Source organism: Streptomyces sioyaensis, from assembly GCF_004122735.1.
GTDB classification, from domain to species: Bacteria; Actinomycetota; Actinomycetes; order Streptomycetales; family Streptomycetaceae; genus Streptomyces; species Streptomyces sioyaensis.
The window spans coordinates 1-22,477 of record NZ_SDIF01000111.1 but is presented as its reverse complement, the minus strand read 5'-3'; the positions used below and the strand labels follow the sequence as shown (position 1 = coordinate 22,477).

At 71.4% G+C, this 22,477-nt stretch carries 22 protein-coding genes and 1 riboswitch; of the genes, 9 read left to right on the top strand and 13 right to left on the bottom strand.

The genetic code is table 11. The annotated features are described in order from the left end of the window. Positions 1-157: 157 nt before the first annotated feature. From groL to thrC, 4 genes are all read right to left on the bottom strand, one after another. Positions 158-1,783, bottom strand: a complete 1,626-nt coding sequence (gene groL, locus EST54_RS27415) for a chaperonin GroEL (protein WP_006603858.1) — start codon at positions 1,781-1,783, stop codon at positions 158-160. Positions 1,784-2,108: 325 nt separating this feature from the next. Further along, positions 2,109-2,312, bottom strand: a complete 204-nt coding sequence (locus EST54_RS27405; protein ID WP_003986833.1) for a cold-shock protein — start codon at positions 2,310-2,312, stop codon at positions 2,109-2,111. 423 nt (positions 2,313-2,735) lie between these two features. After that, positions 2,736-3,014 (bottom strand): MoaD/ThiS family protein, encoded by a 279-nt coding sequence (locus EST54_RS27400; RefSeq protein WP_093484629.1) that lies wholly within the window; start codon positions 3,012-3,014, stop codon positions 2,736-2,738. Positions 3,015-3,103: 89 nt separating this feature from the next. Continuing rightward, on the bottom strand, positions 3,104-4,387 hold the full coding sequence (thrC, locus tag EST54_RS27395) for a threonine synthase (RefSeq protein WP_129250402.1): 1,284 nt from the start codon (positions 4,385-4,387) through the stop codon (positions 3,104-3,106). Between the two features lie 17 nt (positions 4,388-4,404). Further along, a riboswitch (SAM riboswitch) is annotated at positions 4,405-4,566 on the bottom strand. Positions 4,567-4,735: 169 nt separating this feature from the next. On the opposite strand from thrC, the gene EST54_RS27390 reads away from it, so the two are divergent. Next, a complete protein-coding gene (locus EST54_RS27390) occupies positions 4,736-5,698 on the top strand; it encodes a glucosyl-3-phosphoglycerate synthase (RefSeq protein ID WP_129250401.1) in 963 nt (320 codons plus the stop codon). Between the two features lie 63 nt (positions 5,699-5,761). Next, complete coding sequence (locus EST54_RS27385; RefSeq protein WP_129250400.1) at positions 5,762-7,255, top strand: alpha,alpha-trehalose-phosphate synthase (UDP-forming); 1,494 nt, start codon at positions 5,762-5,764, stop codon at positions 7,253-7,255. Positions 7,256-7,280: 25 nt separating this feature from the next. On the opposite strand, the gene otsB is transcribed toward EST54_RS27385, so the two are convergent. From otsB to EST54_RS27370, 3 genes are all read right to left on the bottom strand, one after another. Next, positions 7,281-8,198, bottom strand: a complete 918-nt coding sequence (gene otsB, locus EST54_RS27380; protein ID WP_129250399.1) for a trehalose-phosphatase — start codon at positions 8,196-8,198, stop codon at positions 7,281-7,283. Between the two features lie 128 nt (positions 8,199-8,326). Further along, entirely contained in the window at positions 8,327-8,629 is a 303-nt protein-coding gene (locus tag EST54_RS27375; protein WP_129250406.1) for a DUF3263 domain-containing protein, read from the bottom strand. 73 nt (positions 8,630-8,702) lie between these two features. After that, the gene (locus EST54_RS27370) at positions 8,703-9,968 is read right to left on the bottom strand and encodes an ABC transporter substrate-binding protein (protein ID WP_174857529.1); all 1,266 of its coding nucleotides are present in this window, start codon (positions 9,966-9,968) and stop codon (positions 8,703-8,705) included. Between the two features lie 265 nt (positions 9,969-10,233). On the opposite strand from EST54_RS27370, the gene EST54_RS27365 reads away from it, so the two are divergent. Beyond that, positions 10,234-11,160: an ROK family protein gene (locus EST54_RS27365; RefSeq protein WP_239013258.1), complete on the top strand. Its 927-nt coding sequence runs from the start codon at positions 10,234-10,236 to the stop codon at positions 11,158-11,160. Beyond that, on the top strand, positions 11,160-12,383 hold the full coding sequence (gene nagA, locus EST54_RS27360) for an N-acetylglucosamine-6-phosphate deacetylase (RefSeq protein WP_129250397.1): 1,224 nt from the start codon (positions 11,160-11,162) through the stop codon (positions 12,381-12,383). Before EST54_RS27365 ends, nagA begins: the two co-directional genes overlap by 1 nt. On the opposite strand, the gene EST54_RS27355 is transcribed toward nagA, so the two are convergent. Together EST54_RS27355 and EST54_RS27350 are read right to left on the bottom strand one after the other, a co-directional pair. Continuing rightward, a complete protein-coding gene (locus EST54_RS27355; protein WP_129250396.1) occupies positions 12,340-13,362 on the bottom strand; it encodes an AraC-like ligand-binding domain-containing protein in 1,023 nt (340 codons plus the stop codon). The genes nagA and EST54_RS27355 overlap by 44 nt on opposite strands. 262 nt (positions 13,363-13,624) lie before the next feature. Then, entirely contained in the window at positions 13,625-14,059 is a 435-nt protein-coding gene (locus tag EST54_RS27350; protein ID WP_129250395.1) for a hypothetical protein, read from the bottom strand. Positions 14,060-14,355: 296 nt separating this feature from the next. On the opposite strand from EST54_RS27350, the gene EST54_RS27345 reads away from it, so the two are divergent. Next, positions 14,356-15,282, top strand: a complete 927-nt coding sequence (locus tag EST54_RS27345; protein WP_129250394.1) for a 1-phosphofructokinase family hexose kinase — start codon at positions 14,356-14,358, stop codon at positions 15,280-15,282. A 30-nt stretch (positions 15,283-15,312) separates the two neighbouring features. Here EST54_RS27345 and EST54_RS27340 read toward each other — a convergent pair whose 3' ends face one another. Then, positions 15,313-16,218: a carbohydrate-binding protein gene (locus tag EST54_RS27340; protein ID WP_129250393.1), complete on the bottom strand. Its 906-nt coding sequence runs from the start codon at positions 16,216-16,218 to the stop codon at positions 15,313-15,315. A 291-nt stretch (positions 16,219-16,509) separates the two neighbouring features. Beyond that, a complete protein-coding gene (gene cdgB / locus EST54_RS27335; protein WP_129250392.1) occupies positions 16,510-18,177 on the bottom strand; it encodes a diguanylate cyclase CdgB in 1,668 nt (555 codons plus the stop codon). A gap of 427 nt (positions 18,178-18,604) precedes the next feature. On the opposite strand from cdgB, the gene EST54_RS27330 reads away from it, so the two are divergent. Continuing rightward, positions 18,605-19,105, top strand: a complete 501-nt coding sequence (locus EST54_RS27330) for a flavin reductase family protein (RefSeq protein ID WP_234371723.1) — start codon at positions 18,605-18,607, stop codon at positions 19,103-19,105. Positions 19,106-19,261: 156 nt separating this feature from the next. Here EST54_RS27330 and arfB read toward each other — a convergent pair whose 3' ends face one another. Next, the gene (gene arfB, locus EST54_RS27325) at positions 19,262-19,690 is read right to left on the bottom strand and encodes an alternative ribosome rescue aminoacyl-tRNA hydrolase ArfB (RefSeq protein ID WP_129250391.1); all 429 of its coding nucleotides are present in this window, start codon (positions 19,688-19,690) and stop codon (positions 19,262-19,264) included. A gap of 203 nt (positions 19,691-19,893) precedes the next feature. On the opposite strand from arfB, the gene EST54_RS27320 reads away from it, so the two are divergent. Further along, complete coding sequence (locus EST54_RS27320) at positions 19,894-20,469, top strand: TerD family protein (protein WP_129250390.1); 576 nt, start codon at positions 19,894-19,896, stop codon at positions 20,467-20,469. A gap of 198 nt (positions 20,470-20,667) precedes the next feature. Here EST54_RS27320 and EST54_RS27315 read toward each other — a convergent pair whose 3' ends face one another. Then, entirely contained in the window at positions 20,668-20,940 is a 273-nt protein-coding gene (locus EST54_RS27315) for a helix-turn-helix domain-containing protein (RefSeq protein ID WP_129250389.1), read from the bottom strand. 88 nt (positions 20,941-21,028) lie between these two features. On the opposite strand from EST54_RS27315, the gene map reads away from it, so the two are divergent. Both map and EST54_RS27305 read left to right on the top strand, forming a co-directional pair. Continuing rightward, positions 21,029-21,796 (top strand): type I methionyl aminopeptidase, encoded by a 768-nt coding sequence (map, locus tag EST54_RS27310; RefSeq protein ID WP_129250388.1) that lies wholly within the window; start codon positions 21,029-21,031, stop codon positions 21,794-21,796. An 83-nt stretch (positions 21,797-21,879) separates the two neighbouring features. Next, complete coding sequence (locus EST54_RS27305; protein WP_129250387.1) at positions 21,880-22,377, top strand: hypothetical protein; 498 nt, start codon at positions 21,880-21,882, stop codon at positions 22,375-22,377. Positions 22,378-22,477 lie beyond the last annotated feature (100 nt).

Sequence of the window (22,477 nt, the reverse complement as noted above, 5' to 3'; positions counted from 1 at the left end):
GCACCGACCCGGCCCACCGCTCGTATCCACCGAGCCCACGTCCCAGGACGCCCCCGACCCAAAACGCCGCCGGGGCGGCACCCCCTGGGAGGAGGGTGCCGCCCCGACGTACGTCTGGACGTGCGGTCCGGGAGGACCAGCGTCTGATCCGCGGGGATCAGAAGTCCATGTCACCGCCCGGCATGCCGCCCGGAGCGCCCGCCGCGGCGGCCTTCTCCGGCTTGTCGGCGATGACGGCCTCGGTGGTGAGGAACAGCGCCGCGATGGAGGCGGCGTTCTGCAGCGCGGAGCGGGTGACCTTGGCGGGGTCGATGATGCCCTCGGCGATCATGTCGACGTACTCGCCGGTCGCGGCGTTCAGGCCGTGGCCGACGGCCAGGTTGCGCACCTTCTCCACCACGACGCCGCCCTCAAGGCCGCCGTTGACGGAGATCTGCTTCAGCGGGGCCTCCAGCGCGAGCTTCACGGCGTTGGCGCCGGTGGCCTCGTCACCGTCGAGGTCCAGCTTCTCGAAGACCGAGGAGGCCTGGAGCAGGGCGACGCCACCGCCGGCGACGATGCCCTCCTCGACGGCCGCCTTCGCGTTGCGCACGGCGTCCTCGATGCGGTGCTTGCGCTCCTTGAGCTCGACCTCGGTGGCGGCACCGGCCTTGATGACGGCCACGCCGCCGGCCAGCTTCGCCAGACGCTCCTGGAGCTTCTCGCGGTCGTAGTCCGAGTCGCTGTTCTCGATCTCGGCGCGGATCTGGTTGACGCGGCCCTGGACCTGCTCGCTGTCACCGGCACCGTCGACGATGGTGGTCTCGTCCTTGGTGATGACGACCTTGCGGGCGCGGCCGAGCAGTTCGAGACCGGCGTTCTCCAGCTTGAGGCCGACCTCCTCGGAGATGACGGTGCCACCGGTGAGGATGGCGATGTCGCCGAGCATGGCCTTGCGGCGGTCACCGAAGCCCGGGGCCTTGACGGCGACGGACTTGAAGGTGCCACGGATCTTGTTGACGACCAGGGTCGACAGGGCCTCGCCCTCGACGTCCTCGGCGATGATCAGCAGCGGCTTGCCGGACTGCATGACCTTCTCCAGGAGCGGCAGCAGGTCCTTCACGCTGCTGATCTTGGAGTTGACGATGAGGATGTACGGGTCGTCGAGCGCGGCCTCCATGCGCTCCATGTCGGTCGCGAAGTACGCCGAGATGTAGCCCTTGTCGAAGCGCATACCCTCGGTGAGCTCCAGCTCCAGACCGAAGGTCTGGGACTCCTCGACGGTGATGACGCCTTCCTTGCCGACCTTGTCCATGGCCTCGGCGATCAGCTCGCCGATCTGGGTGTCGGCGGCGGAGATGGAGGCGGTCGAAGCGATCTGCTCCTTGGTCTCCACGTCCTTGGCCTGCTCCAGCAGGGCGGCGGAGACGGCCTCGACGGCCTTCTCGATACCGCGCTTGAGGGCCATCGGGTTGGCACCGGCGGCGACGTTGCGCAGGCCCTCGCGGACCAGGGCCTGGGCCAGGACGGTCGCGGTCGTCGTGCCGTCACCGGCGACGTCGTCCGTCTTCTTCGCGACCTCCTTGACCAGCTCGGCGCCGATCTTCTCGTACGGGTCCTCGAGCTCGATCTCCTTGGCGATGGACACACCATCGTTGGTGATCGTGGGGGCGCCCCACTTCTTCTCGAGGACGACGTTGCGGCCCTTGGGGCCGAGGGTCACCTTGACGGCGTCGGCGAGCTGGTTCATCCCGCGCTCGAGACCGCGCCGCGCCTCCTCGTCGAACGCGATGATCTTGGCCATGTGAAGTGGTCCTCCCGGACTAATGGGGTCTCCCCTGCTCGAACGCAGTTGAGAGCGTGGGGAAGGATTTCTCCGGACCGCGCTGGCGCCCGCGACGGACGGCCTGCAGACCCGCGGTGGTTCCTTGCCCCACCCGGCCTACGGGCCTCACCGACCCGGTCCTTCGTAGCACTCTCACGCGGAGAGTGCTAACGCCAATGATTAGCACTCGCAGGGTGCGAGTGCAAGCGCCCACCGGGAGGGTGCCCCCTACGGGGCAGACAGCAGAAGGCCCGTACCCCCTCGGGGGCACGGGCCTTCCGTGACGCAGCAGTCGGTCGGCGCCTCAGCCGGCCACCCGGACCATGTCCGCCTGCGGCCCCTTCTGGCCCTGCGAGATCTCGAACTCGACCCGCTGACCCTCCTCAAGGGTGCGGTAGCCGTCCATCTGGATCGCGCTGTAGTGGACGAAAACATCCGCACCACCGTCGACCGCGATGAAGCCGTACCCCTTCTCCGCGTTGAACCACTTGACGGTGCCCTGAGCCATGCCTAACTCCCCTATTACTGGCCCTTGCGCAGGACCGCACTTCGCGGACCCGGGTCAGACCTCACCCCGCGAATGGCCCGTGGGGTGTGCGCCGGAACGCGTCGACCGCCGCTGAATGTATCTGCACAGATGCCCAGAGCAACAGGTCAATCGGACGAGAATTCTGGGGCCGGAGAATCGGCAATATGAGGTGAAATCCCAGTTCTCCAGGGCAAGTCGGGCCGGGCGTAGCACACATAAGCGACAAATATCGCTCACACTTCGAGCACAACTGATCGCTGTCTCATATGCGTTCGGCACGCGCACGGTGATATCCGGAGGGGGATCACCCCAATAGTATCTCCTTTCACAACATGGAATTGCCCCGTCCGCTTTCTGGCGGACGGGGCAATTCCGGTCAAGCAGGAGAAGAGTTGGCGCAAATCAGCAGCCGCCGGCGACCGCCGGAATGATCGAGATGCCCGCGCCGTCCGGCGTCGGCGTCTCCAGGCCCTGCTCGAAGCGCACATCGTCGTCGTTCACGTACACATTCACGAAGCGGCGCAGCTTGCCGGCGTCGTCCAGCACACGGGCCGCGATGCCCTGGTGGTTCCGCTCCAGGTCGGCGATCACCTCGGAGAGGGTCGCGCCCTCGGCGGGCACCTCGGCCTGGCCGCCGGTGTAGGTGCGGAGGATGGTGGGGATGCGGACCTTGACGCTCATGGTTCTGCCTTCCGGGTGGTGCGGGGTACGAGTTCGGGGGCGGGGACGGTGCTCGTCGACGGTGCTCGTCCGCGGACGGGCCGAGCGCCTCAGCCGGCCAGGCCGGCCGCGCGGAACGCGTCCAGGTCCGGACGGATCGTGGCCGTGGGCCCGGAGGTCGGGGCGACCGCGTCCAGGGTCTTGAGGCCGTCACCGGTGTTGAGGACGACGGTGGTCAGGGACGGGTCGAGCAGACCGTCCTCGATCAGCTTCTTGGTCACGCCGACGGTCACCCCGCCCGCGGTCTCCGCGAAGATCCCCTCGGTCCGGGCCAGCAGCTTGATCGCGTCCACGACCTGCTCGTCGGTGACATCCTCCACCGCGCCACCGGTCCGGCGCGCGATGTCGAGCACGTACGGACCGTCCGCCGGGTTACCGATCGCCAGCGACTTCGCGATGGTCTTCGGCTTCTGCGGGCGCACGACGTCGTGACCGGCCTTGAAGGCCGTGGACACCGGCGAGCAGCCCTCCGCCTGGGCGCCGAAGATCTTGTAGGGCTTGTCCTCGACCAGGCCGAGGGCGATCAGCTCCTTGAGCCCCTTGTCGATCTTCGTCAGCTGCGAGCCGGACGCGATCGGGATGACGATCTGGTCCGGGAGCTGCCAGCCCAGCTGCTCGCAGATCTCGTACGCGAGGGTCTTGGAACCCTCGCCGTAGTACGGACGCAGATTGACGTTGACGAAGCCCCAGCCCTCGCCCAGCGGGTCGCCGATGAGCTCCGAGCAGAAGCGGTTGACGTCGTCGTAGTTGCCCTCGATGCCGACCAGGTCGCCGCCGTAGACCGCGGCCATGACGACCTTGCCGGCCTCCAGGTCGTGCGGGATGAAGACGCAGGACTTGAAACCGGCGCGGCGGGCCGCGGCGCCGACCGCACCGGCGAGGTTTCCGGTGGAGGAGCAGGACAGGGTGGTGAAGCCGAAGGCACGGGCGGCCTCGACCGCGATCGCCACGACGCGGTCCTTGAAGGAGTGCGTCGGGTTGCCGGAGTCGTCCTTGACGTACAGACCGCCGGTGACGCCCAGCTCGGCGGCGAGCCGGTCGGCCTTGACGAGCTTGGTGAAGCCGGGGTTGAGATTGGGCTTGTCGGCCACGTCGGCAGGGACGGGCAGCAGCGGGGCGTAGCGCCAGATGTTGTCCGGACCGGCCTCGATCTGCTTCCGCAGGCCCTCGGGGTCGCCGCTCGGCAGGTCGTACGCGACTTCGAGCGGCCCGAAACATTCCTGGCACGCGAAGATCGGGCCGAGCGCAAAGCGCTGTCCGCACTCACGGCAGGACAGTGCCGCGGCGGGGCCCAGAGCGACGGTGGGGGTGTTTTCGGTGACTTGCACAGCCATGGAGGCGAGGCCCTTTCTCCTCATCTTCCTCGCGACGAATCTCGCCGCGAGACGGATTTGGCACCTTCCCTAGCCGGGAGCCTCGCGCGCGGGACGTCTCAGGCGTCCTTGCGGCAAGACCGGCTGGAGGGTTGCCGGGGCTTCAACGGGCCGTATCCCTCTGCCCCTCTGGATGAGCGGTATGGCGCTGGGCCGAAACCCAGGCGTTTGTGGCACGGACCCCGACATGCGACGGTCATCCGCGTTGTTCAAGACTGTAACCGACGGCACTGACAGTTGAGATAGTCGTCCGAACCGCGAGATGGATCACAAGGGCCGCCCTCCGGCGGCGACCGAGGAGTCGTAGACGTGCTGGAAGAGGTGGAGCGCTGGCTGGGCGGCCGTTCCTGGTCCGCCGCGGACCGCCCGCTGGGGCAGCTGCTGGAGGCCAAGCGCCAGACGGGCCGGACGGTCAGTGTCGTGCTGCCCGCGCTCGACGAGGAGGCCACGGTCGGCGCGATCGTGACCACGATCCGTGACGTACTGATGACGGACGCGGTCGGGCTGGTCGACGAGCTGGTGGTGCTGGACTCCGGCTCCACCGACCGCACCGCCGAGGTCGCGGCGGCGGCCGGCGCCCGGGTGGTGCACCGCGACAGCGTCCTGCCGCGAGTGCCCGCCCTCCCCGGCAAGGGCGAGGTGCTGTGGCGCTCCCTCCTGGCCACCAGCGGCGACATCATCTGCTTCATCGACGCCGACCTGCGCGAATTCTCCGCCACCTTCGTCTCCGGGATCGTCGGCCCGCTGCTGACCGACCCGGACATCCAGTTCGTCAAAGCGATGTACGACCGCCCCCTGGAGACCGGCCCCGGCGGCACCGACGCCGGCCAGGGCGGCCGGGTCACCGAGCTGGTGGCCCGCCCGCTCCTCAACCTCCACTGGCCCCAGCTGGCCGGCTTCGTCCAGCCCCTCGGCGGCGAGTACGCGGCCCGCCGCTCCCTCCTGGAACGGCTCCCCTTCCCCGTCGGCTACGGCGTCGAGCTCGGCCTGCTCGTCGACGCCCTGCACACCGTCGGCCTCGACGCCCTGGCCCAGGTGGACGTCGGCGTCCGCAAACACCGCCACCAGGACGGCCAGGCCCTGGGCCGGATGGCCGCCGCGATCTACCGCACCGCCCAACTACGCCTGACCCGCGGCCACTTGATCCGCCCCCGGCTCACCCAGTTCGACCGCGGCGACCAGGGCTTCATCCCGCGCACCACGGACGTGGACACCGAGGAGCGCCCCCCGATGGCCGAAATCCCGGAATACGCGGCCCGCCGGGCGGCGTGAGGGGGCACGCCCTTGGCCGCTTCCGTACGTTTGCCTGGATCCGTGGCGGGTTACCTTCGCGACATGGTGTCCGAGCGCAGTGCGGTGCAAGCAGGTGCCGAGGTTCTTGTCGCGTCGAATCGCGGGCCGGTCTCCTACAGCCTGGGGGAGGACGGGACGCTCACCGCCAAGCGGGGCGGGGGCGGGCTGGTGTCGGGGCTGTCGGCCATCGGGCCCGAGACCGACGCGGTGTGGGTGTGTGCCGCGCTCGGCGACGGTGACCGGGAGGCCGTACGGCGGACGGGTGGTGCGCTGGAGGCGGGCGACACCGGTGGACAGCGTGTCCGGATGCTGGACATCCCGGCCGAGGTGTATGCCGCCGCCTACAACGGCGTCGCGAACTCCGTGCTGTGGTTCGTCCACCACATGCTCTACCAGACACCGCTGGAACCGGTCTTCGACGCGGAGTTCCGGGCGCAGTGGGCGGCGTACGAGACGTACAACGCGGCCTTCGCCGAGGCGCTGGCCGACGGCGCGGCGCCCGGCGCGGCCGTCCTCGTCCAGGACTACCACCTGTCGCTGGTGCCCGGCATGCTCCGTGAGCGCCGCCCCGACCTGCGCATCGCGCACTTCTCGCACACGCCGTGGGCCCCCGCCGAGTACTTCGCGATGCTCCCCGACGACATCCAGCGGCAGCTGGCGCTGGGCATTCTCGGCGCGGACCGGGCGAACTTCCTCACCCACCGCTGGGCCGAGAACTTCCTGGCCTGCGCCGAGACCGGGCTGGGCGGGCAGTGCGAGCGCGTGCGGCCGGAGGACGGGCCGCCCGGCATCGTGGCGCTCGTCCCGGAACGCACGGCGCGCACGACCTGGATCGGCGTCCACGGGCTCGGCGCCGACGCCGATTTCCTGCGGGAGCGCGCGCACCGCCCCGACGTCGAGGAGCGGATGGCGACGCTGCGCGCGCAGATCGGCGGGCCGGACCGCAAGACCGTGGTCCGCGTGGACCGCACGGAACTCTCCAAGAACATCGTGCGGGGCCTGCTCGCCTACCGGCAGCTTCTCGCCGACCACCCCGAATGGCGCGAGCGGGTCGTGCACATCGCCTTCGCCTACCCCTCGCGCCAGGACCTCGCCGTCTACCGCGCGTACACCGCGGAGGTCGAGCAGGTGGCCGGGGGCATCAACGCCGAGTTCGGGACGGCGGATTGGCAGCCCGTCGAGCTGCATGTCAAGGACGATTTCGCCCGCTCGCTGGCCGCCTACCGGCTCGCGGACGTGGCGCTCGTCAACCCGATCAGGGACGGGATGAACCTGGTCGCCAAGGAGATCCCGGTGGTGTCGGACGCCGGCTGCGCGCTGGTGCTGTCGCGGGAGGCGGGCGCGCACGAGGAACTCGGCGAGGACGCCCTGACCGTCAATCCGTACGACGTCATGGGGACCGCCGAGGCGCTGCACGAGGCGCTGTCGATGGCCGACGGCGAGCGCGCGGCACGCACCGAACGGCTGGCGGCGGCGGCCACCGCGCTGCCGCCCGCCCGGTGGTTCCTGGACCAGCTGCGGGAATTGGGCGGCTGAATCCGTCGCCAGGGGGTGTCCGCCCCTACGGGGTGCCCGTCCCCCTCGCGTCCAGCCGGGCCGCCAAGGCGCCGAGCAGGCCGACGACTCCGGACGGGCCGTCGACCACCAGGTCGGCGCGCTCGGCGAGTTCGGCGACCTCGTTGCTGCCGCTGCAGACCAGGACGCCGGTCAGCCCGTCGGAGCGGAGCTTGTCGACGGCCGCGAAGGCCGCCAAGTCGCCGAGGTCGTCACCGGCGTAGAGGACGGTGGCGGCGCGGGTCTCACGGACCCACTCGGCGAGCGCGACGCCCTTGTCCATGCCCGGCGGGCGGAGCTCCAGGACCAGCCGGCCGGGTTCGACGATCAGGCCGTGGCGTTCGGCGAGCGCGGAGAGCGGGGCGCGCAGCCGGTCGAAGGCGCCCTGCGGGTCGGCGGCGCGGCGGGTGTGGACGGCGATGGCGCGGCCGCCCTTGCGCTCGATGGCGGTCTCGACCCAGGTGCCGTGCCAGACCCCGGAGGAGTCCAGGACGCCGGGGAGTTCGGCCTGTATGGCGGCGACGCCGGGGTGGGGCGGCGGGGCGTGGACGGTGCCGGTGGCCGCCTCCCAGCGCTCGGCGCCGTAGTGGCCGAGGACGGTGAGGTGGTCCAGGCCGGGCACGTCCGCGAAGCCCCCGAGGCGGACCGCGACGGTGGCCGGGCGGCCGGTGATCACCGCGGCGGCGCGCAGCCGGGGCACCAGCCGGCCCAGGGCCGCGACGGCACCGTCATGGGCCCGGGCCTTCTCCGGGTCGGGGACGATCTCGGCGAGGGTGCCGTCGAAGTCGAGGGCGATGACGGCGCGTTCCGGGTGGGCCAGCAGCGCGGCGAGGCCGTCGCGGCCGGCGGGCGTGTGCGGAGTCGGCACGGACCCCGGTTCGGGGGTCGGCTGGGAGTGCGGCGCGGCGTTCGGGGGGCTGCCCATGCGCCGACCTTACCGGCGTGCGGCGGGCCCCGGGGGTACCTCGCGGCGAGAGCTGGGAGGAGTGGGTACGGGGCGCCGCGGCAGCGGTGGGGCGCCGCCGTCCGCCGCGGACGCGGCAGGCCTCCCCGTCAGCGCCGGCTGCGGCGGGCCTCGCGTATACGGCGCAAGCGGTTGACCGTGACCGGGTCGTGGGCGAGCGCGCCAGGGTCGTCCAGCAGGGCGTTGAGGAGCTGGTAGTAGCGGGTCGGGGAGATGCCGAGCTGTTCGCGGATGGCGCGCTCCTTGGGGCCGGGGCCCGGCCAGGAGCGGCGCTCGACCGCGAGCACCGCTTCGTCCCGGGCGGTGAGCTGCGGGGAGCCCTCGTCGGGCCCGGGCCCGACGAGCCCTCGCTCGTCGCCCGGGCCGCCCGTCTGTGCCGTGGCGCCCGTCATCACGCTTCCACGATAAGCGCACGGTCGGACAGCGCCCGGCCCGCGACCGCCGCGGGGGCGCCGACCGCCCCGGTCATTCGGCGGCGCTGTCGGCCGCGTCCGCGGTGTTCTGGATGTCGGTGAGCACCCCGGACGGGTTGCCGTTCGGGTGGACCGCGGCGCCCATCTTCGCCTTGACGGTCTTGGAGATCAGCGGCCAGGAGGTCTTGTCCGCCGGGTAGAATTCGGCGCTGGCGAGCTGCTTGAGGAAGCCGTGCATCTTCGCGTACTTGTCGTCGGCCTGCATCGCCTGGGAGGCGGAGGTGGTGACGGGCAGCAGGCCGTATTCGCCGGAGAACTTCTCGACGTTCTTGTCGCTGTAGACGTAGTCGAGGAATTTGCCGGCCTCGGCGCGGTGGCCGTTCTGCTTGAACGCCATCATCCAGTCGGCGACGCCCATGGTGGCCTTGGCCTTGCCCTTGGTGCCGGGCAGATCGACGGTGCCGTAGTCGATGCCCTTGGCCTCGGCCTGCTTCATCAGGGTGGGGTGGCCGTTGAGCATGCCGACGTCGCCGTCGGCGAATCCCTTGAACGCCGCCCCGCGGTTGAGCTTGGCGGGGTCGGTGCCGGTCAGGCCCTTGCCGACGAGGTTGTCCTTGAGCCAGGTGAAGGTCCGGACGTTCTCCGGCGAATCGATCGTGTACTTGCCGATGCTGTCGGTGTAGCCGCCGCCCCCGCTGAGCATCCACATCAGGGTCTCGGCCTGGGTCTCCTCCGGGCCGAGCGGCAGCGCGTACGGCATCTTGACGCCGTGTGCCTTCAGCAGCTGGGCGTCGTGGGCGATGTCGTTCCAGTTCTGCGGCGGGGCGGTGATGCCGGCCTGGGCGAACAGCTTCTTGTTGTAGAAGAGCCGCCGGGTGCTGGCGCCGAACGGCAGGCCGTACTGGACGCGCTTGTATTCGCCGGCCTCCTCCAGGGAGGGGGTGAAGTTGGCCTGGGTGGGGATGGAGAGCAGCTGGTCGGCGCTGTAGAGCTTGCCCTTGGCGGCGTAGTCGGCGTAGGCGCCGATCTGCGCCAGGTCCGGGGCGTGGCCGGAGTCGACCATCTCCTCGACCTTCTTGTCGACGTCCGTCCAGCTGTAGACGTGGACATCGACCTTGATGTCGGGGTGCTTCTTCTCGAAGCCGCGGGCGAGCTGGTCCCAGTAGTGCTGGGAGCCGTTGGACTTGCCGTCGCCGTAGTCCGCCGCGACCAGTTGGAGGGTGACGTCGCCGTCGGAGCCGCTGCCACAGCCGGTGAGCGTCATCGTCATGGTGGTGGCGATTGCCGCTGCCGTCAGGCCCAAGTACCGCCGCTGCACTGCTGTTCCGCCTTTGGTTCTGAATTTCCGCGCTTGCCGGGCCCTCGCCCGTCGCCGGAGGGGTGTCCCTCACACGGCGTGAAGTACGAGTCTCTCCCGAGCCCTTTACAGGGTCTACACCACCCCCCTCGTTCTCCTTCCGCCCGGCTTCCGGACGGCCGGCCCGCTGCGATCCGTCCGGCGAGTGGACTAGACCTTTCGCGCCGGATCGCGCGAAACTGTTCCCGTGAGACACGTCATCGCCCTTGATGTGGGCGGCACCGGCATGAAGGCCGCCCTCGTGGGGGTGGACACGGCGACCCGCGGGGAGACCTCCGCCGGTCGCCCCGTGCTGCTCCACGAGGCACGGCGCCCCACCGGCCGCGACCGCGGCCCCGACGCGGTCGTCGAGACCATCCTCGGCTTCGCCGCCGAGCTCCGCGACCTCGGCACGGCCCGCTACGGCGCCCCCGCCGCGGCCGCCGGCGTCGCGGTGCCCGGCATCGTCGACGAGCGGGCCGGCCAGGCCGTCTACGCCTCCAACCTCGGCTGGCGGGACGTCCCGCTGCGGGCGCTGCTGTCCGAACGGCTCGGCGGGGTGCCGGTCGCCCTGGGCCATGACGTCCGCAGCGGCGGGCTGGCCGAGGGCCGGATCGGGGCCGGCCGGGACGCCGACCGGTTCCTGTTCGTCCCGCTGGGCACCGGGATCGCGGGCGCCATCGGCATCGGCGGGCGGATCGAGGCCGGCGCGCACGGCAGCGCGGGCGAGATCGGCCACATCGTCGTACGGCCCGGCGGGCTGGAGTGCGGCTGCGGTCAGCGCGGCTGCCTGGAGACGGTGGCCTCGGCCGCCGCGGTGGGCCGGGACTGGGCGGCGGCCTGCGGGGATCCGCTGGCCGGCGCGGCGGACGCGGCCAAGGCCGTGGCCTGTGGCGACGCGCGGGCTCACGCCGTGTGGCACCGCGCCGTCGACGCCCTCGCCGACGGTCTGGTCACCGCGCTCACCCTGCTCGACCCGCAGACTCTGATCATCGGCGGCGGGCTCGCCGAGGCCGGCGACACCCTGTTCACCCCGCTGCGGGAGGCCGTCCGCCGGCGCGTGACGTTCCAGCGGCTCCCCTCGATCGTTCCGGCGGCCCTGGGGGACGCCGCCGGATGCCTGGGCGCAGGGCTTCTCGCCCGGGATCTTCTCTCCACGGAGGTAACCGCCTGATGGCTCAGCAACAGTCCGAGCGGCGGCCCTCGGGCCCCGGGCGCAGCGTCCTGGCCGGTGCCCGTATCGCCCGGCCGTCCGGCGTCGTCGAGCGCGGCCGGATCGCCGTCGAGGGCGGCCGGATCGCCGCGGTCCACAGCCGGGACGCCGACCTCGGCCGGGACGGGGACGAGGGCGCCGCGGGCGAGACCATGGACCTCTCGGGCCATCTCATCGTCCCCGGCTTCGTGGACATGCACGTGCACGGCGGAGGCGGCGGCTCCTTCTCGTCCGCCGACCCCGAGGAGTGCCTCGCGGTGATCGGCACCCACCGCCGGCACGGCACCACGTCGATGGTCGCCTCCACCGTCACCGGCGAGCTGACCGATCTGGCCCGGCAGGCCGCGGTGCTCGCCGAACTGGTCCAGCAGGGCGAGCTGGCCGGTATCCACTTCGAGGGCCCGTTCATCTCCCCGCACCGCTGCGGCGCCCACCAGCCGGAGCTGCTGCGCGATCCGGACCCGGCCGAGGTCCGCCGGCTCCTCGACGCCGCGCACGGCACCGCGGCCATGATGACCGTCGCGCCCGAACTCCCCGGCGGCCTGGACTCCGTACGCCTGCTGGCCGACGCCGGGGTGATCGCCGCCGTCGGCCACACCGACTCCTCCTACGACGCCACCCGCCGGGCCGTCGACGCGGGCGCCACCGTCGCCACCCACCTCTTCAACGCGATGCCCGCCCTGGGTCACCGCGCGCCCGGCCCGGTCGCCGCGCTCCTGGAGGACGAGCGGGTCACCGTCGAGCTGATCAACGACGGGACCCATCTGCACGCCTCGGTCCTGCAACTGGCGGTCCGCCAAGCAGGCGCCGGGCGGGTCGCGTTCATCACCGACGCCATGGGCGCGGCCGGTATGAGCGACGGGATGTATCCGCTCGGCCCGATGCAGGTCGAGGTCAAGGACGGCGTCGCGCGCATCAGCGGGGGGCCCACAGCCGGCTCGATCGCCGGCTCCACCCTCACACTGGACCGCGCCTTCCGGCGCGCCGTCACCGTCGACGGCCTGACGGTCGACCAGGCCGTCGACGCGCTGTCGGCCACCCCGGCCCGCCTCCTGGGCATCGACGACCGGACCGGCTCCCTGAGTTACGGCAAGGACGCCGACCTGGTGGTGCTGGACGCGGCATACGCCGTGGTGGGGGTCATGCGCCGGGGCGAGTGGCTGGTGCATCCGGGGAAGGGGTGAGCGCGGTTCCCGGCCGGCCGGCCACGGCCCGGCGCCGGTGTTCCTTGGGCGCGATCCCGTACGCGGCGCGGTAGGCGCGGCTGAAGTCCGTCGCCCGGTGGTAGCCCCAGCGGGCGGCGATGGCGTGGACCGGGGTGCGGTGCCGGGCCGGATCGGTGAGGTCCCGGCGGGCGCCTTCGAGGCGCTGCCGGCGGATCTCCGCGGCGACGGTGGCGTCCCCGTCCTGGAACAGGCGGTGCAGATGGCTGGGCGAGATGTGGTGGGCGGCCGCGATGCTGCGCGGGGTGAGCTCCGGGTCGTGCAGATTCTGGCGGATGAATGCCCGGATCTGCGTCCGGAGATTCCGCCGGCGGTTTTCCGGGCTGAGCGCATGGTCCGCGTCGGCCTGATGGGCGAAGAGGGCGACGACCAGAGCCGTCAGCGCCCGGCCCAGACGGGGGCCGTCGCCGGGCCGGTACACACTGGTGTCGGCGGCCAGCCGGGTGAGGAATTGCGCCAGTAGGGCGCCGATTCCGTCCCGTCCGTCCATGGGCCCGCCGATGAACGTGCTCCGCGTTTCCGGCAACGGCACCAGCGCCTTGGGAATTTCCAGTCCCACGGTCGTGACCATCTCCCCGTGGGTGTGCACGTCATGGGGCAGCGAGGAATCGTTGCAATGCAGGTCGTACGGCCGGTAATGCGCCTGCCTCTTGCCCCAGGAGACGGTTGCGCTGCCCGCCAGGAGAAGGGAAACGTGGTAGATCTCCGGGTCGGAACGGCGGATCAGCGCGGGCGTCCGCCGGAATGCGGCCGGATCGAAGGTCGCGGGCCAGACGCGCACCTCGCCCAGTTCCAGGACGCGTTGCCGGAAGCGGTAGTCGTCGGCACACGGGCTGCTGAGGTGCACGGGGGCATGGGTGCGGGAGATGCGCTCCAGCCAGCCGTCGAAGCGGTCCGCCACCGGCAGCTCGTCACTTCCGAATACCGTCTCGTTCAGCATGCTCCCCCGTCCGCCAACGCCCTTGACCAGCAACTATCCCATCTTCACGGCAGGTCGGCCAGGCGATGAACGGGCCCTGAACGCCTCGGCGGGCGGACCGGAAGCGCCGCCGGGACGGGGCGCCGAGGGCCTGCCCGACGTGGTCGGGGCCGGGCCCCGGAAGCAGCGCGACGGCCCTGAACACCCCACAGAGTTCAGAGCCGTCGCAGACGAGGGGCCGGAGCCAGCTTTCAGCCCCTCGGTGTCACTCAGCCCCTCGGTGTCACGAGGTCGATACGGAGATCGGGAATCCCGCCTTCTTGTTGTCGCACCCCTGCACCGGACCGCAGGCGCTCGAACGCCCCACGGCCACGATGTTCACCATCTTGTCCTCGGGAAAGTCGAAATCACACACCCTGAAGCCATTGCCGGCGCCATTGGCGTCATGACATTCCCGCAGGCCGCCTCCGAAGTCATGGGAGGTGATCTGAGCCACCGCGCGCAGGCCGTCGCTGTGACTGTCCCCGATGTACACCTTGTCGCCGTTGGGATCGAAGCAGGCCACACCCGGCTCACCGGGGTCGCTGTAAATGTTGGTGCAGGTCGCGCTGCTCGGCGGCTTGGCGACATCCGCCTGGGCCGGAACACTCGTCGTCAGGACGGAAGCCGCGCCGGCGACCAGCACTCCCATGGCTGCGGCTATACGACGGATCTTCATTTTCCCCCTAGCTGTGCCACTGAACTCCTCGGCACCGGCGCTCCGTTCAGCGCCAGACCGGCACCAGCGTGCCATCCGGGGGCGCTCTGAGGATGCGCACCGAGTCCACGATTTCCTTGTCACTGAGTACCACCGGCGGGACGGCTCACGACCGCCCCCGAGCAGGTCGGCCGGACCGGGTCTGGGCCAACCGCCACCGGCGATGGCATGATCGCTCGCGCACTTGTCCGTATGCACCGCCGCGCGCGGTCGCCCGACGCCCGGCCGCCCGGCCATGACTGCCCGGAGGGGCGACCATGATCCTCACGGTCACGCTGAACGCCGCCCTGGACATCACCTACCGCGTTCCCCGGCTCCGTCCGCACGCCACGAACCGGATCACCGAGGTGTCCGAGCGCCCCGGCGGCAAGGGCCTGAACGTCGCCCGGGTGCTGGCCGCGCTCGGCCACCGGACGGTCGCCACCGGCTTCGCGGGCGGCGGCACCGGCGAGGCGCTGCGCGCCCTGCTCGCGGACACCGCGGTCACCGACGCCCTGGTCCCGGTCGGCGGCGCCACCCGCCGCACCGTCGCCGTGGCCGACACGGCCACCGGGGACACCACCCAGCTCAACGAGCCGGGCCCGGTCGTCACCCCCGCCGAATGGGACACCTTCCTCGGCACCTACCGCGAACTCCTGGGCGAGGCACAGGCGGTGGCGCTCTGCGGCAGCCTGCCGCCGGGCGTCCCGGTGGACGTCTACGCCCGGCTCACCCGGGCCGCGCGCAGCGCCGGCGTCCCGGTCCTGCTGGACACCAGCGGCGAACCGCTGCGCCGGGGCCTGGCCGCCCGGCCCGATCTCGCCAAACCCAACGCCGATGAACTCGCCGCCCTGACCGGCAGCACCGAACCGCTGCGCGCCGCCCGCGACGCCCGCCGCCGCGGTGCCCATGCGGTGGCCGCCTCGCTCGGCCCGGCCGGCATACTCGCGGTGACCGCCGGCGGTGCCTGGCAGGCTGCCCCGCCCCGGCAGATCGCCGGCAACCCGACCGGCGCCGGCGACTCGGCGGTGGCCGGCCTGCTCTCGGGCCTGGTGGAGGAGCTGTCCTGGCCGGACCGCCTGACCCGCGCGGTGGCCCTCTCGGCCGCGACCGTACGGGCCCCGGCAGCGGGCGAGTTCGACACGGCTACGTATGAAGAGCTGCTGTCGCGCGTGGTGGTGACGGATCACCCGACGGCGGCGTGAGGGGGACGGCGACCGGCGTACCGGAGGTGGTCAGGGCCGGGCCAGCCAGACCTTGTCGAGGTTCACATCGCACTGGTTGCCGGTCTCGCAGGACAGCTTGATGGTGTTGCTGCCCTTGTTGAGCTGCACATAGGACCAGGTCTTGGTCCAGCCCTTGTCCCAGGCGCCCTCCGGGGCGTGGGCGAAGTTCTCCATGTTCACGGGCCGGCCGTCGGGCTTGTCGTTCACGGCCATCGTGAGGTTGGCATCCTTGCCGGGCACGCCGTAGCCGACCCAGAGCTTGTACTTGCCGGCCTGGTCCACATTCAGGGTCCACGTGGCCGCGGCACCAGGGGTGTTCATACCCGCCACGTACGTCCCGTTGGCCGAGCGGGCGCCCGGGACGTCCTTCGCGACGCTCGCGCCGCCGTCCAGACGCAGGCTGCCCGCCTCCTCCTTGGGCAGCTCACCCGGCTTGGGCCTGTCGGTCTTCTTGCCGTTGGGCTTGACCGAACCGCCGGCCGCGGAGCCCTGCTTGCCGGCCTCGTTGGCCTTCGATTCGTTGCCGTTGTTGAGCATCGCCACGCCGATGCCTATGCAGACCACCGCGACCACCGAAACCGCGCCTATCAGCAGGCCGTTGCGGTTGCGGCGCGGCTCGGGGCCGTCCGGGGCCGGGGCGCTGCGCGTGCGGTCGCCGCCGGGCAGGGTCTCCGGCGCGGCGTAGTGGGCGTTCTGCTGCCCGTACGTCGTCGGCTGCTGCGGCTGCTGTCCGTACTGGCGCTCGCCGACCGCGCGCACCTGGTTGTAGGACGTCCGCGGAATGCCCGGCTGCCGCGTCGGCGCACCGGTGCCCGCCGAGCCCGGTGTGCCACCCTCGCCGCCTTCCGAGCGGTAGAGATAGCCGAACGGGTCGTCGTTCTCCGGCGTGTCCGCGCCGTTGTTGCCGGCCGTCATTCCGTGTCACTCCCAAGCGATCTGTGCGCGTCTGTCACGCGTGTCCACGCGTCCGCAGGCATCTTCTGCGCGAGCTGTCTTTCGGGCCCCCGGCGGCGCCGCGCCGCATCGGCGCAGCCTACCCCGTCGGCACGCCCGCACACCGGGCCCGGAGGGGCACAAGATCGCTACGGATCGGTGAATTACTGGTGTGGAGGCCGGAGCGCGGCGGATGTGAGATACGCGGCATCCGGCCCGGCCGACGCGGTGCCGCACCCGGCCGAAGCGGTGCGCACCCGCCCGACGCGCCGCTCAACCCGCCGCGCGCCGGTTCGTCTTCGAGCGGGAGCGCTTCTCGACGTACATCCGCTGGTCGGCCGACTCCAGCACTTCCTCGGCCGTCATCCCGCAGCTCGCCCAGCCGATGCCGAAGCTGGCGCCCACCCGCACCGCCCGGCCCTCCACCCGGATCGGCGGGATGATCGCGTTGCGCAGCCGCACCGCGAGGTCCTGGGCGTCGGCCGTGCCGAGGCCGTCGGCGAGCACCACGAATTCATCGCCGCCGAGCCGGGCGACCGTATCGCCGTCCCGGACGCCGCTGGTCAGCCGGCGGGCGACCTCTATCAGCACGGCGTCGCCGGTGTTGTGGCCGAACCGGTCGTTGATCGACTTGAAGCCGTCGAGGTCGCAGAAGAGGACCGCGAGCCCCTTGGAGCCGTCGTCGGCCGGCCCGTCCGCGGGGGCGACGAGATGCACATGGTGGTCGAAGGGTGCCGGGGCGTTGCCCTCGAAGCCGTCGATCCCTTCGAACGGCTCCTTGCCGTCCGCCCGGAAGCCGTGCGGATCGGACCCGGGGCCGCCCGAGGAGGCGTACGCGTCGGCCATCGAGCCCGGCGGGCGGGAGCACAGCCGGGCGCCGAGCCGGGCCCGCAGCTCGGCGCTGTTGGGCAGCCCGGTGAGCGAATCGTGGCTGGCGCGGTGGGCCAGCTGCAGCTCGTGCCGCTTGCGCTCCTCGATGTCCTCGACGTGGGTGAGCAGGAACCGGGGGCCGTCGGCGGTGTCGGCGACGACGGAGTTGCGCAGCGAGACCCACACGTAGGTGCCGTCCCGGCGGGCCAGCCGCAGCTCGGCGCGGCCGCCCTCGGCGGAGGTGCGCAGCAGGGTGCCGATGTCCTCGGGGTGGACGAGGTCGGAGAAGGAGTAGCGGCGCATCCCGGAGGCCGGGCGGCCCAGCAGCCGGCACAGCGCGTCATTGGTGCGCAGCAGCCGTCCGTGCTGGTCACCGCCCATTTCGGCCACGGCCATCCCGCTCGGCGCGTACTCGAACGCCTGCCGGAAGCTCTCCTCGCTGGCCCGCAGCGCCTGCTGCTCGCGCTCCAGCCGGACCAGCGCGCGCTGCATGTTCGCCCGCAGCCGGGCGTTGCTGATGGCGATCGCGGACTGGAAGGCGTACATCTGCAGGGCTTCCTGGCCCCAGGCGCCGGGCCGCCGGCCGTTGCGCGGCCGGTCGACGGAGATCACCCCGAGCAGCTCGCCGCCGCCGTTGGCCGCGGTGTACATGGGCGCGAAGAGGCGGTCCATGGAGTGCCACTCGTCGGGGAACCGGGGCGCGGGTCCGGCCGTGTGCCACTGCGGTACGTCGTCGTCATCGAGCACCCAGCCCTCGGTGTGCGGGATGAAGATGAGGTCGCCCCAGCGCTCGCCCATGGACAGCCGGCGGTCCCAGGCGGCCCGGGAGCCGACGCGGCCGGCCATCAGCGCCTCGGCGCCCGCGCTGCCGGCGACCGCGGCGACGACGAGATCGCCGTCGGGGCGGACGAGATTGACGGCGGCCAGCTCGAAGCCGAGTCCGGTGATCGCGCCATCGGCGACCGTCTGCAAGGTGTCCGCGAGGCTACGCGCGGTGTTCAGCTCCGCGACCACTTGATGAAGCTGCCGCAGGGTCGCAAGGCGGACGTATGGCTCCGACTCGGTCTCCATCGTTCGCTCTCCCCGAGACCTCGACAGCAAACTCCACGATTCTTTGTCGTCCGATTCCACGCTCACTGAATCACAGTGAGCTGTTCACTCGGTACACAGGGTCAACAATTAGCGCCGGCTGTGACTCAAGTCACAGACCGTGAGGGACGGTTGGCGATCTTCCATATAACCCGCAACGGGAGTGCGCCTTCACCCTTTCTACACTTCCTGAACGCAAATTCCGAGCGTTGCGGACTTCGGTCGTCAGACCTAGGACTCAAGTGCTCCGGGGGCCCGATGCGCGCCGGGGCCGGTCGAAGTTAGCGTTCATGGCGTGTTCACGAAAACCCCAGCCGACTCGACGACCGCCGGGCCCGCCGCCCTTTCCGTACCGACCGTCGCCCTGGCATCCGTGCCGGGCGACGCCCCGATCCCGCATTCTGTTGGGGTGAGTGACGACGAGTTCCGTGCCGCCCTGTCCCGCCTCGCTGCCGGCGTGGTGCTGATCACCGCCCATGACCCGGACGACGGGCCCCAGGGCGAGGACGTCGGCATGACCGCCACGGCGTTCCTGTCCGTCTCCCTCGACCCGCCGCTCGTGATGGTGAGCGTTCGCAACGACTCACGGATGGACGACCTGCTGGAGCTGCAGCCGCGGTGGGCCGTTTCGGTGCTCTCGGGGCATCAGCGGCAGATTGCCGGACGATTCGCGATGAAGGGCCGTATCAGCGACAGACTCCTCTTCGCGGACATCCCGTTCGTACGGGGCGAAGTGTCCGGCGCTCCGCTCATCGACGGCGCCCTGGCGACCCTGGAGTGCCGCACCGAGCAGCGGGTCGTGGCCGGCGATCACACCCTCGTCATCGCCCGCGTCCTGGCCAGCTCTGTCTCGAACGAGGACGACGGACCGCTGACGTACTTCCGGGGGAAGTACCGCCAGTTGGGGTGAGGCGGGGCGGGCGGACGGCGGGGGCGGGCCGACCGCCGGGGCCTCGGGCGGGACAGGCCGCCCGCCGGGCGGACGGGGCGGCGTGGCAGGCCGCCCGCCGGAGCCGGGGCGGCGTGACGGCCGCCCGCCGGAGCCGGGACGCGCCGTCGTGGCCCGTCAGGTCCAGTCGCGGCCCGAGCGGCCGCGCTTGGTCTCGCCGCGCTGCTTCTTCTCGCGCAGCCGCCGCTCGTTGATGCCCCGCGGGATCCGCGACTTACGGCGTGGCTTGGGCGGCGGCGCGGTGGCCTCGGCGAGCAGTGCGGCCAGCCGGACGGCGGCGGTCTCGCGGTTGCGCCACTGGGAGCGGTGCTCGGAGGCGCGTACCGACAGCACTCCGTCGACCAGCCGGCCCGCCAGCCGCTCCAGGGCGCGCTCCTTCCACACGGGCGGCAGCGCCTGCGTCTTGTCGAGGTCGAAGCGCAGCTCGACCTGGCTGTCGCTGGTGTTGACGTGCTGGCCGCCCGGACCGGAGGACCGCGAGAATCGCCATACGAGCTCGGCCTCCGGAAGGACGACCGAACCGCGGATGACATGGGGCCCGGACATGAGTCCTATGATCCCGCGTGCCACGGAACCCGTCATCCGCTTTTCCTTGTCCATCGCGGCACATCCGCCCTCAGGATTCGGCAAAGAAAGTAAAGCGTGCTGGAACCTCCCGGTCCCCTCATGGCGTTGTGGAGGGTGACGGTAGCTTCGTCCGCAGTACGGAGCCCGACGCTTCGACGAGTCGACAAGGAAAGGGACATCCCATGGCTGTAAGCCTGTCCAAGGGTGGCAACGTCTCGCTCACCAAGGAGGCACCGGGCCTGACCGCCGTCACGGTCGGCCTCGGCTGGGACGTCCGCACCACCACCGGCACGGACTTCGACCTCGACGCGAGCGCCATCGCGGTGAACGGCAACGGCAAGGTCTACTCGGACCAGCACTTCGTCTTCTTCAACAACAAGGCCACGCCGGACCAGTCGATCGTCCACACCGGTGACAACGTCACCGGCCAGGGCGAGGGCGACGACGAGCAGATCAACGTCAACCTGGCGGCGCTGCCGGCCGACATCGACAAGATCGTCTTCCCGGTCTCCATCTACGACGCCGAGAACCGCAGCCAGAACTTCGGCCAGGTGCGCAACGCCTTCATCCGCATCGTCAACCAGGCCGGCGGCAGCGAAATCGCCCGCTACGACCTCAGCGAGGACGCCGCCACCGAGACCGCCATGGTCTTCGGCGAGCTCTACCGCAACGGCGCGGAGTGGAAGTTCCGCGCCGTGGGCCAGGGTTACGCGTCGGGCCTCGTCGGCATCGCCCAGGACTTCGGCGTCAACGTCTGAGGCGTCCGCCCGCATTCCGGCGCGCAGCGCACAGCCGAGGGCCGGTTCCCCTAGGGGAGCCGGCCCTCGGCGTTTTTCCGGGGGCGCGGCGGGGAGCCGACCTTCGGCATGCTTCCGGGCCCGGCGGGACGGGCGGGTGCGCGACGCCCGTACGACGTCCCGTACAACGCCCCGCACAACACCCCTTACGGCGTCCCGTCAGGCGACCGCGTCCTCGGCAGCCGTCTCGGGCGGGGTGGCCAGCGTCGCCACCTCGTCCAGGGACAGTCCGAGCGTGCCGGCCAACGCGGCGACCGTGAAGAACGCCGGTGTCGGCGCCCGGCCGGTCTCGATCTTCCGCAGCGTCTCGGCGGACAGTCCCGCCGCCGCCGCGACCTCGACCATGCTCCGCGCGCCACGTGCCGCACGCAGCAGCGCGCCGAGCCGCTCACCGCGTTCGCGTTCCCAAGGAGTCAGTGGAGTTCGCACCATGCCCGTGATACTAATACCGGTAAAGAAATACCGGTAAAGAAATAACGCCTGCCGCGGGGTCGGCCGGCGCGCTCGGGAGGTCGTACTCATGGTGGAGATCAAGACGGATACCGAACTCGACGCGATGCGGGCGGCCGGCCGGGTCGTGGCCGACGCACTGGCCGCGGTGCGCGCGGCGGCCGCCCCGGGCGTGCGGCTGCGGGACCTGGACGAGGTCGCCCGTACGGTCCTGCGCGACGCCGGCGCCACCTCACCGTTCCTCGGCTACCGCCCGTCCTTCGCCCCCACCCCGTTCCCCGCCGTCATCTGCGTGTCCGTCAATGACGCGATCGTGCACGGCATCCCGGACGGCTCCCGACTGCGCGACGGCGACCTGGTGAGCATCGACTGCGGCGCCCTCGTGGACGGCTGGGCCGGCGACGCGGCCCTCAGCTTCACGGTCGGCACCGCCCGACGGGAGGACCAGCACCTCATGGACACCACCCGGCAGGCGCTGGAGGCGGGCATCGCGGCAGCCGTCGTCGGCGCCCGGATCGGCGACATCTCCCATGCGATCGGCACCGTCGGACGCACCGCCGGCTACGGCATCCCCGAGGACTTCGGCGGACACGGCATCGGCCGCCGGATGCACGAGGACCCCGCGGTCCCCAATGAGGGCCGCCCGGGCCGCGGCCTCGTCCTCCGCCACGGCCTGGTCCTCGCCATCGAGCCGATGTTCCTCGCCGGCGGCAAGGACGCCTACTACGCGGCCGACGACGGCTGGACCCTGCGCACCACGGACGCCTCCCGCGCCGCCCACTTCGAGCACACCGTGGCGGTGACGAAGGACGGGCCGCGGGTGCTGACGGGGGTGTAGGGGCGGATTGTGGGGCGGTGGGCGGCGGCCGCGGCAACCGACGCGGCCGGTAGCCCGCCACATCGGCGTGACACCATCAGGACGTGATCGACCTCGGCTACTCCCTCTCCCGCCGCTTTCCGGATCCGCCGCAGACGGACTACCGGACCGCGGACGTGCGCACGCTGCGCCATGACCTCTTCTGCGGCGACGTCTACCTCGCCGACACGAAGACGGACCGCGAGCTGTCCACGGCCTGGGGCTGGGTGCCCGTCCTCGACTTCGCCTGGGCACTGTGCGACATCGTCGAGCAGCTCGACACCGACCCCCGCGGCAACCGCTCCGCCCGCCCGATCCATGCCGAGCTGGACTTCACCGAATCCGCCGACCGGATCTTCTTCGAGCGCCGCTTCGGATGGGTGGACGTCGAGGCCGACTGGATGACGGCCGACGAGGTTCCGCTCACCTTCAACCACTCCGCACTGCGCCGCGAGGCCCGCGACTTCCTGCACGACCTGATCGCCGACCTCACCGATATGCACGACGGCCTCGGCGACAACCCCGCCATCTGGGACCTCCAGGCCCGCTTCCCGCGCGTCTGATCACCTCCCGCATCCGAGCCCGTCCCGGCTTCCCCGCAGCCGGCCACCGGACCGGCCACGCCCCTGCCCCCATCCCGAGCCCCCTGGCTCACCACCAAAC

Coding starts and splice junctions, on each gene's coding strand:
- EST54_RS27350 (WP_129250395.1), bottom strand. CDS start 14,059: ATGAAGATCCGTCGTATAGCCGCAGCCATGGGAGTGCTGGTCGCCGGC.
- EST54_RS27355 (WP_129250396.1), bottom strand. CDS start 13,362: ATGCTGAACGAGACGGTATTCGGAAGTGACGAGCTGCCGGTGGCGGAC.
- EST54_RS27320 (WP_129250390.1), top strand. CDS start 19,894: ATGGCTGTAAGCCTGTCCAAGGGTGGCAACGTCTCGCTCACCAAGGAG.
- thrC (WP_129250402.1), bottom strand. CDS start 4,387: ATGGCTGTGCAAGTCACCGAAAACACCCCCACCGTCGCTCTGGGCCCC.
- EST54_RS27400 (WP_093484629.1), bottom strand. CDS start 3,014: ATGAGCGTCAAGGTCCGCATCCCCACCATCCTCCGCACCTACACCGGC.
- arfB (WP_129250391.1), bottom strand. CDS start 19,690: ATGTCCGGGCCCCATGTCATCCGCGGTTCGGTCGTCCTTCCGGAGGCC.
- EST54_RS27365 (WP_239013258.1), top strand. CDS start 10,234: ATGAAGGCCGCCCTCGTGGGGGTGGACACGGCGACCCGCGGGGAGACC.
- cdgB (WP_129250392.1), bottom strand. CDS start 18,177: ATGGAGACCGAGTCGGAGCCATACGTCCGCCTTGCGACCCTGCGGCAG.
- EST54_RS27345 (WP_129250394.1), top strand. CDS start 14,356: ATGATCCTCACGGTCACGCTGAACGCCGCCCTGGACATCACCTACCGC.
- EST54_RS27340 (WP_129250393.1), bottom strand. CDS start 16,218: ATGACGGCCGGCAACAACGGCGCGGACACGCCGGAGAACGACGACCCG.
- EST54_RS27405 (WP_003986833.1), bottom strand. CDS start 2,312: ATGGCTCAGGGCACCGTCAAGTGGTTCAACGCGGAGAAGGGGTACGGC.
- groL (WP_006603858.1), bottom strand. CDS start 1,783: ATGGCCAAGATCATCGCGTTCGACGAGGAGGCGCGGCGCGGTCTCGAG.
- nagA (WP_129250397.1), top strand. CDS start 11,160: ATGGCTCAGCAACAGTCCGAGCGGCGGCCCTCGGGCCCCGGGCGCAGC.
- otsB (WP_129250399.1), bottom strand. CDS start 8,198: ATGGGCAGCCCCCCGAACGCCGCGCCGCACTCCCAGCCGACCCCCGAA.
- EST54_RS27385 (WP_129250400.1), top strand. CDS start 5,762: ATGGTGTCCGAGCGCAGTGCGGTGCAAGCAGGTGCCGAGGTTCTTGTC.
- EST54_RS27315 (WP_129250389.1), bottom strand. CDS start 20,940: ATGGTGCGAACTCCACTGACTCCTTGGGAACGCGAACGCGGTGAGCGG.
- map (WP_129250388.1), top strand. CDS start 21,029: ATGGTGGAGATCAAGACGGATACCGAACTCGACGCGATGCGGGCGGCC.
- EST54_RS27375 (WP_129250406.1), bottom strand. CDS start 8,629: ATGACGGGCGCCACGGCACAGACGGGCGGCCCGGGCGACGAGCGAGGG.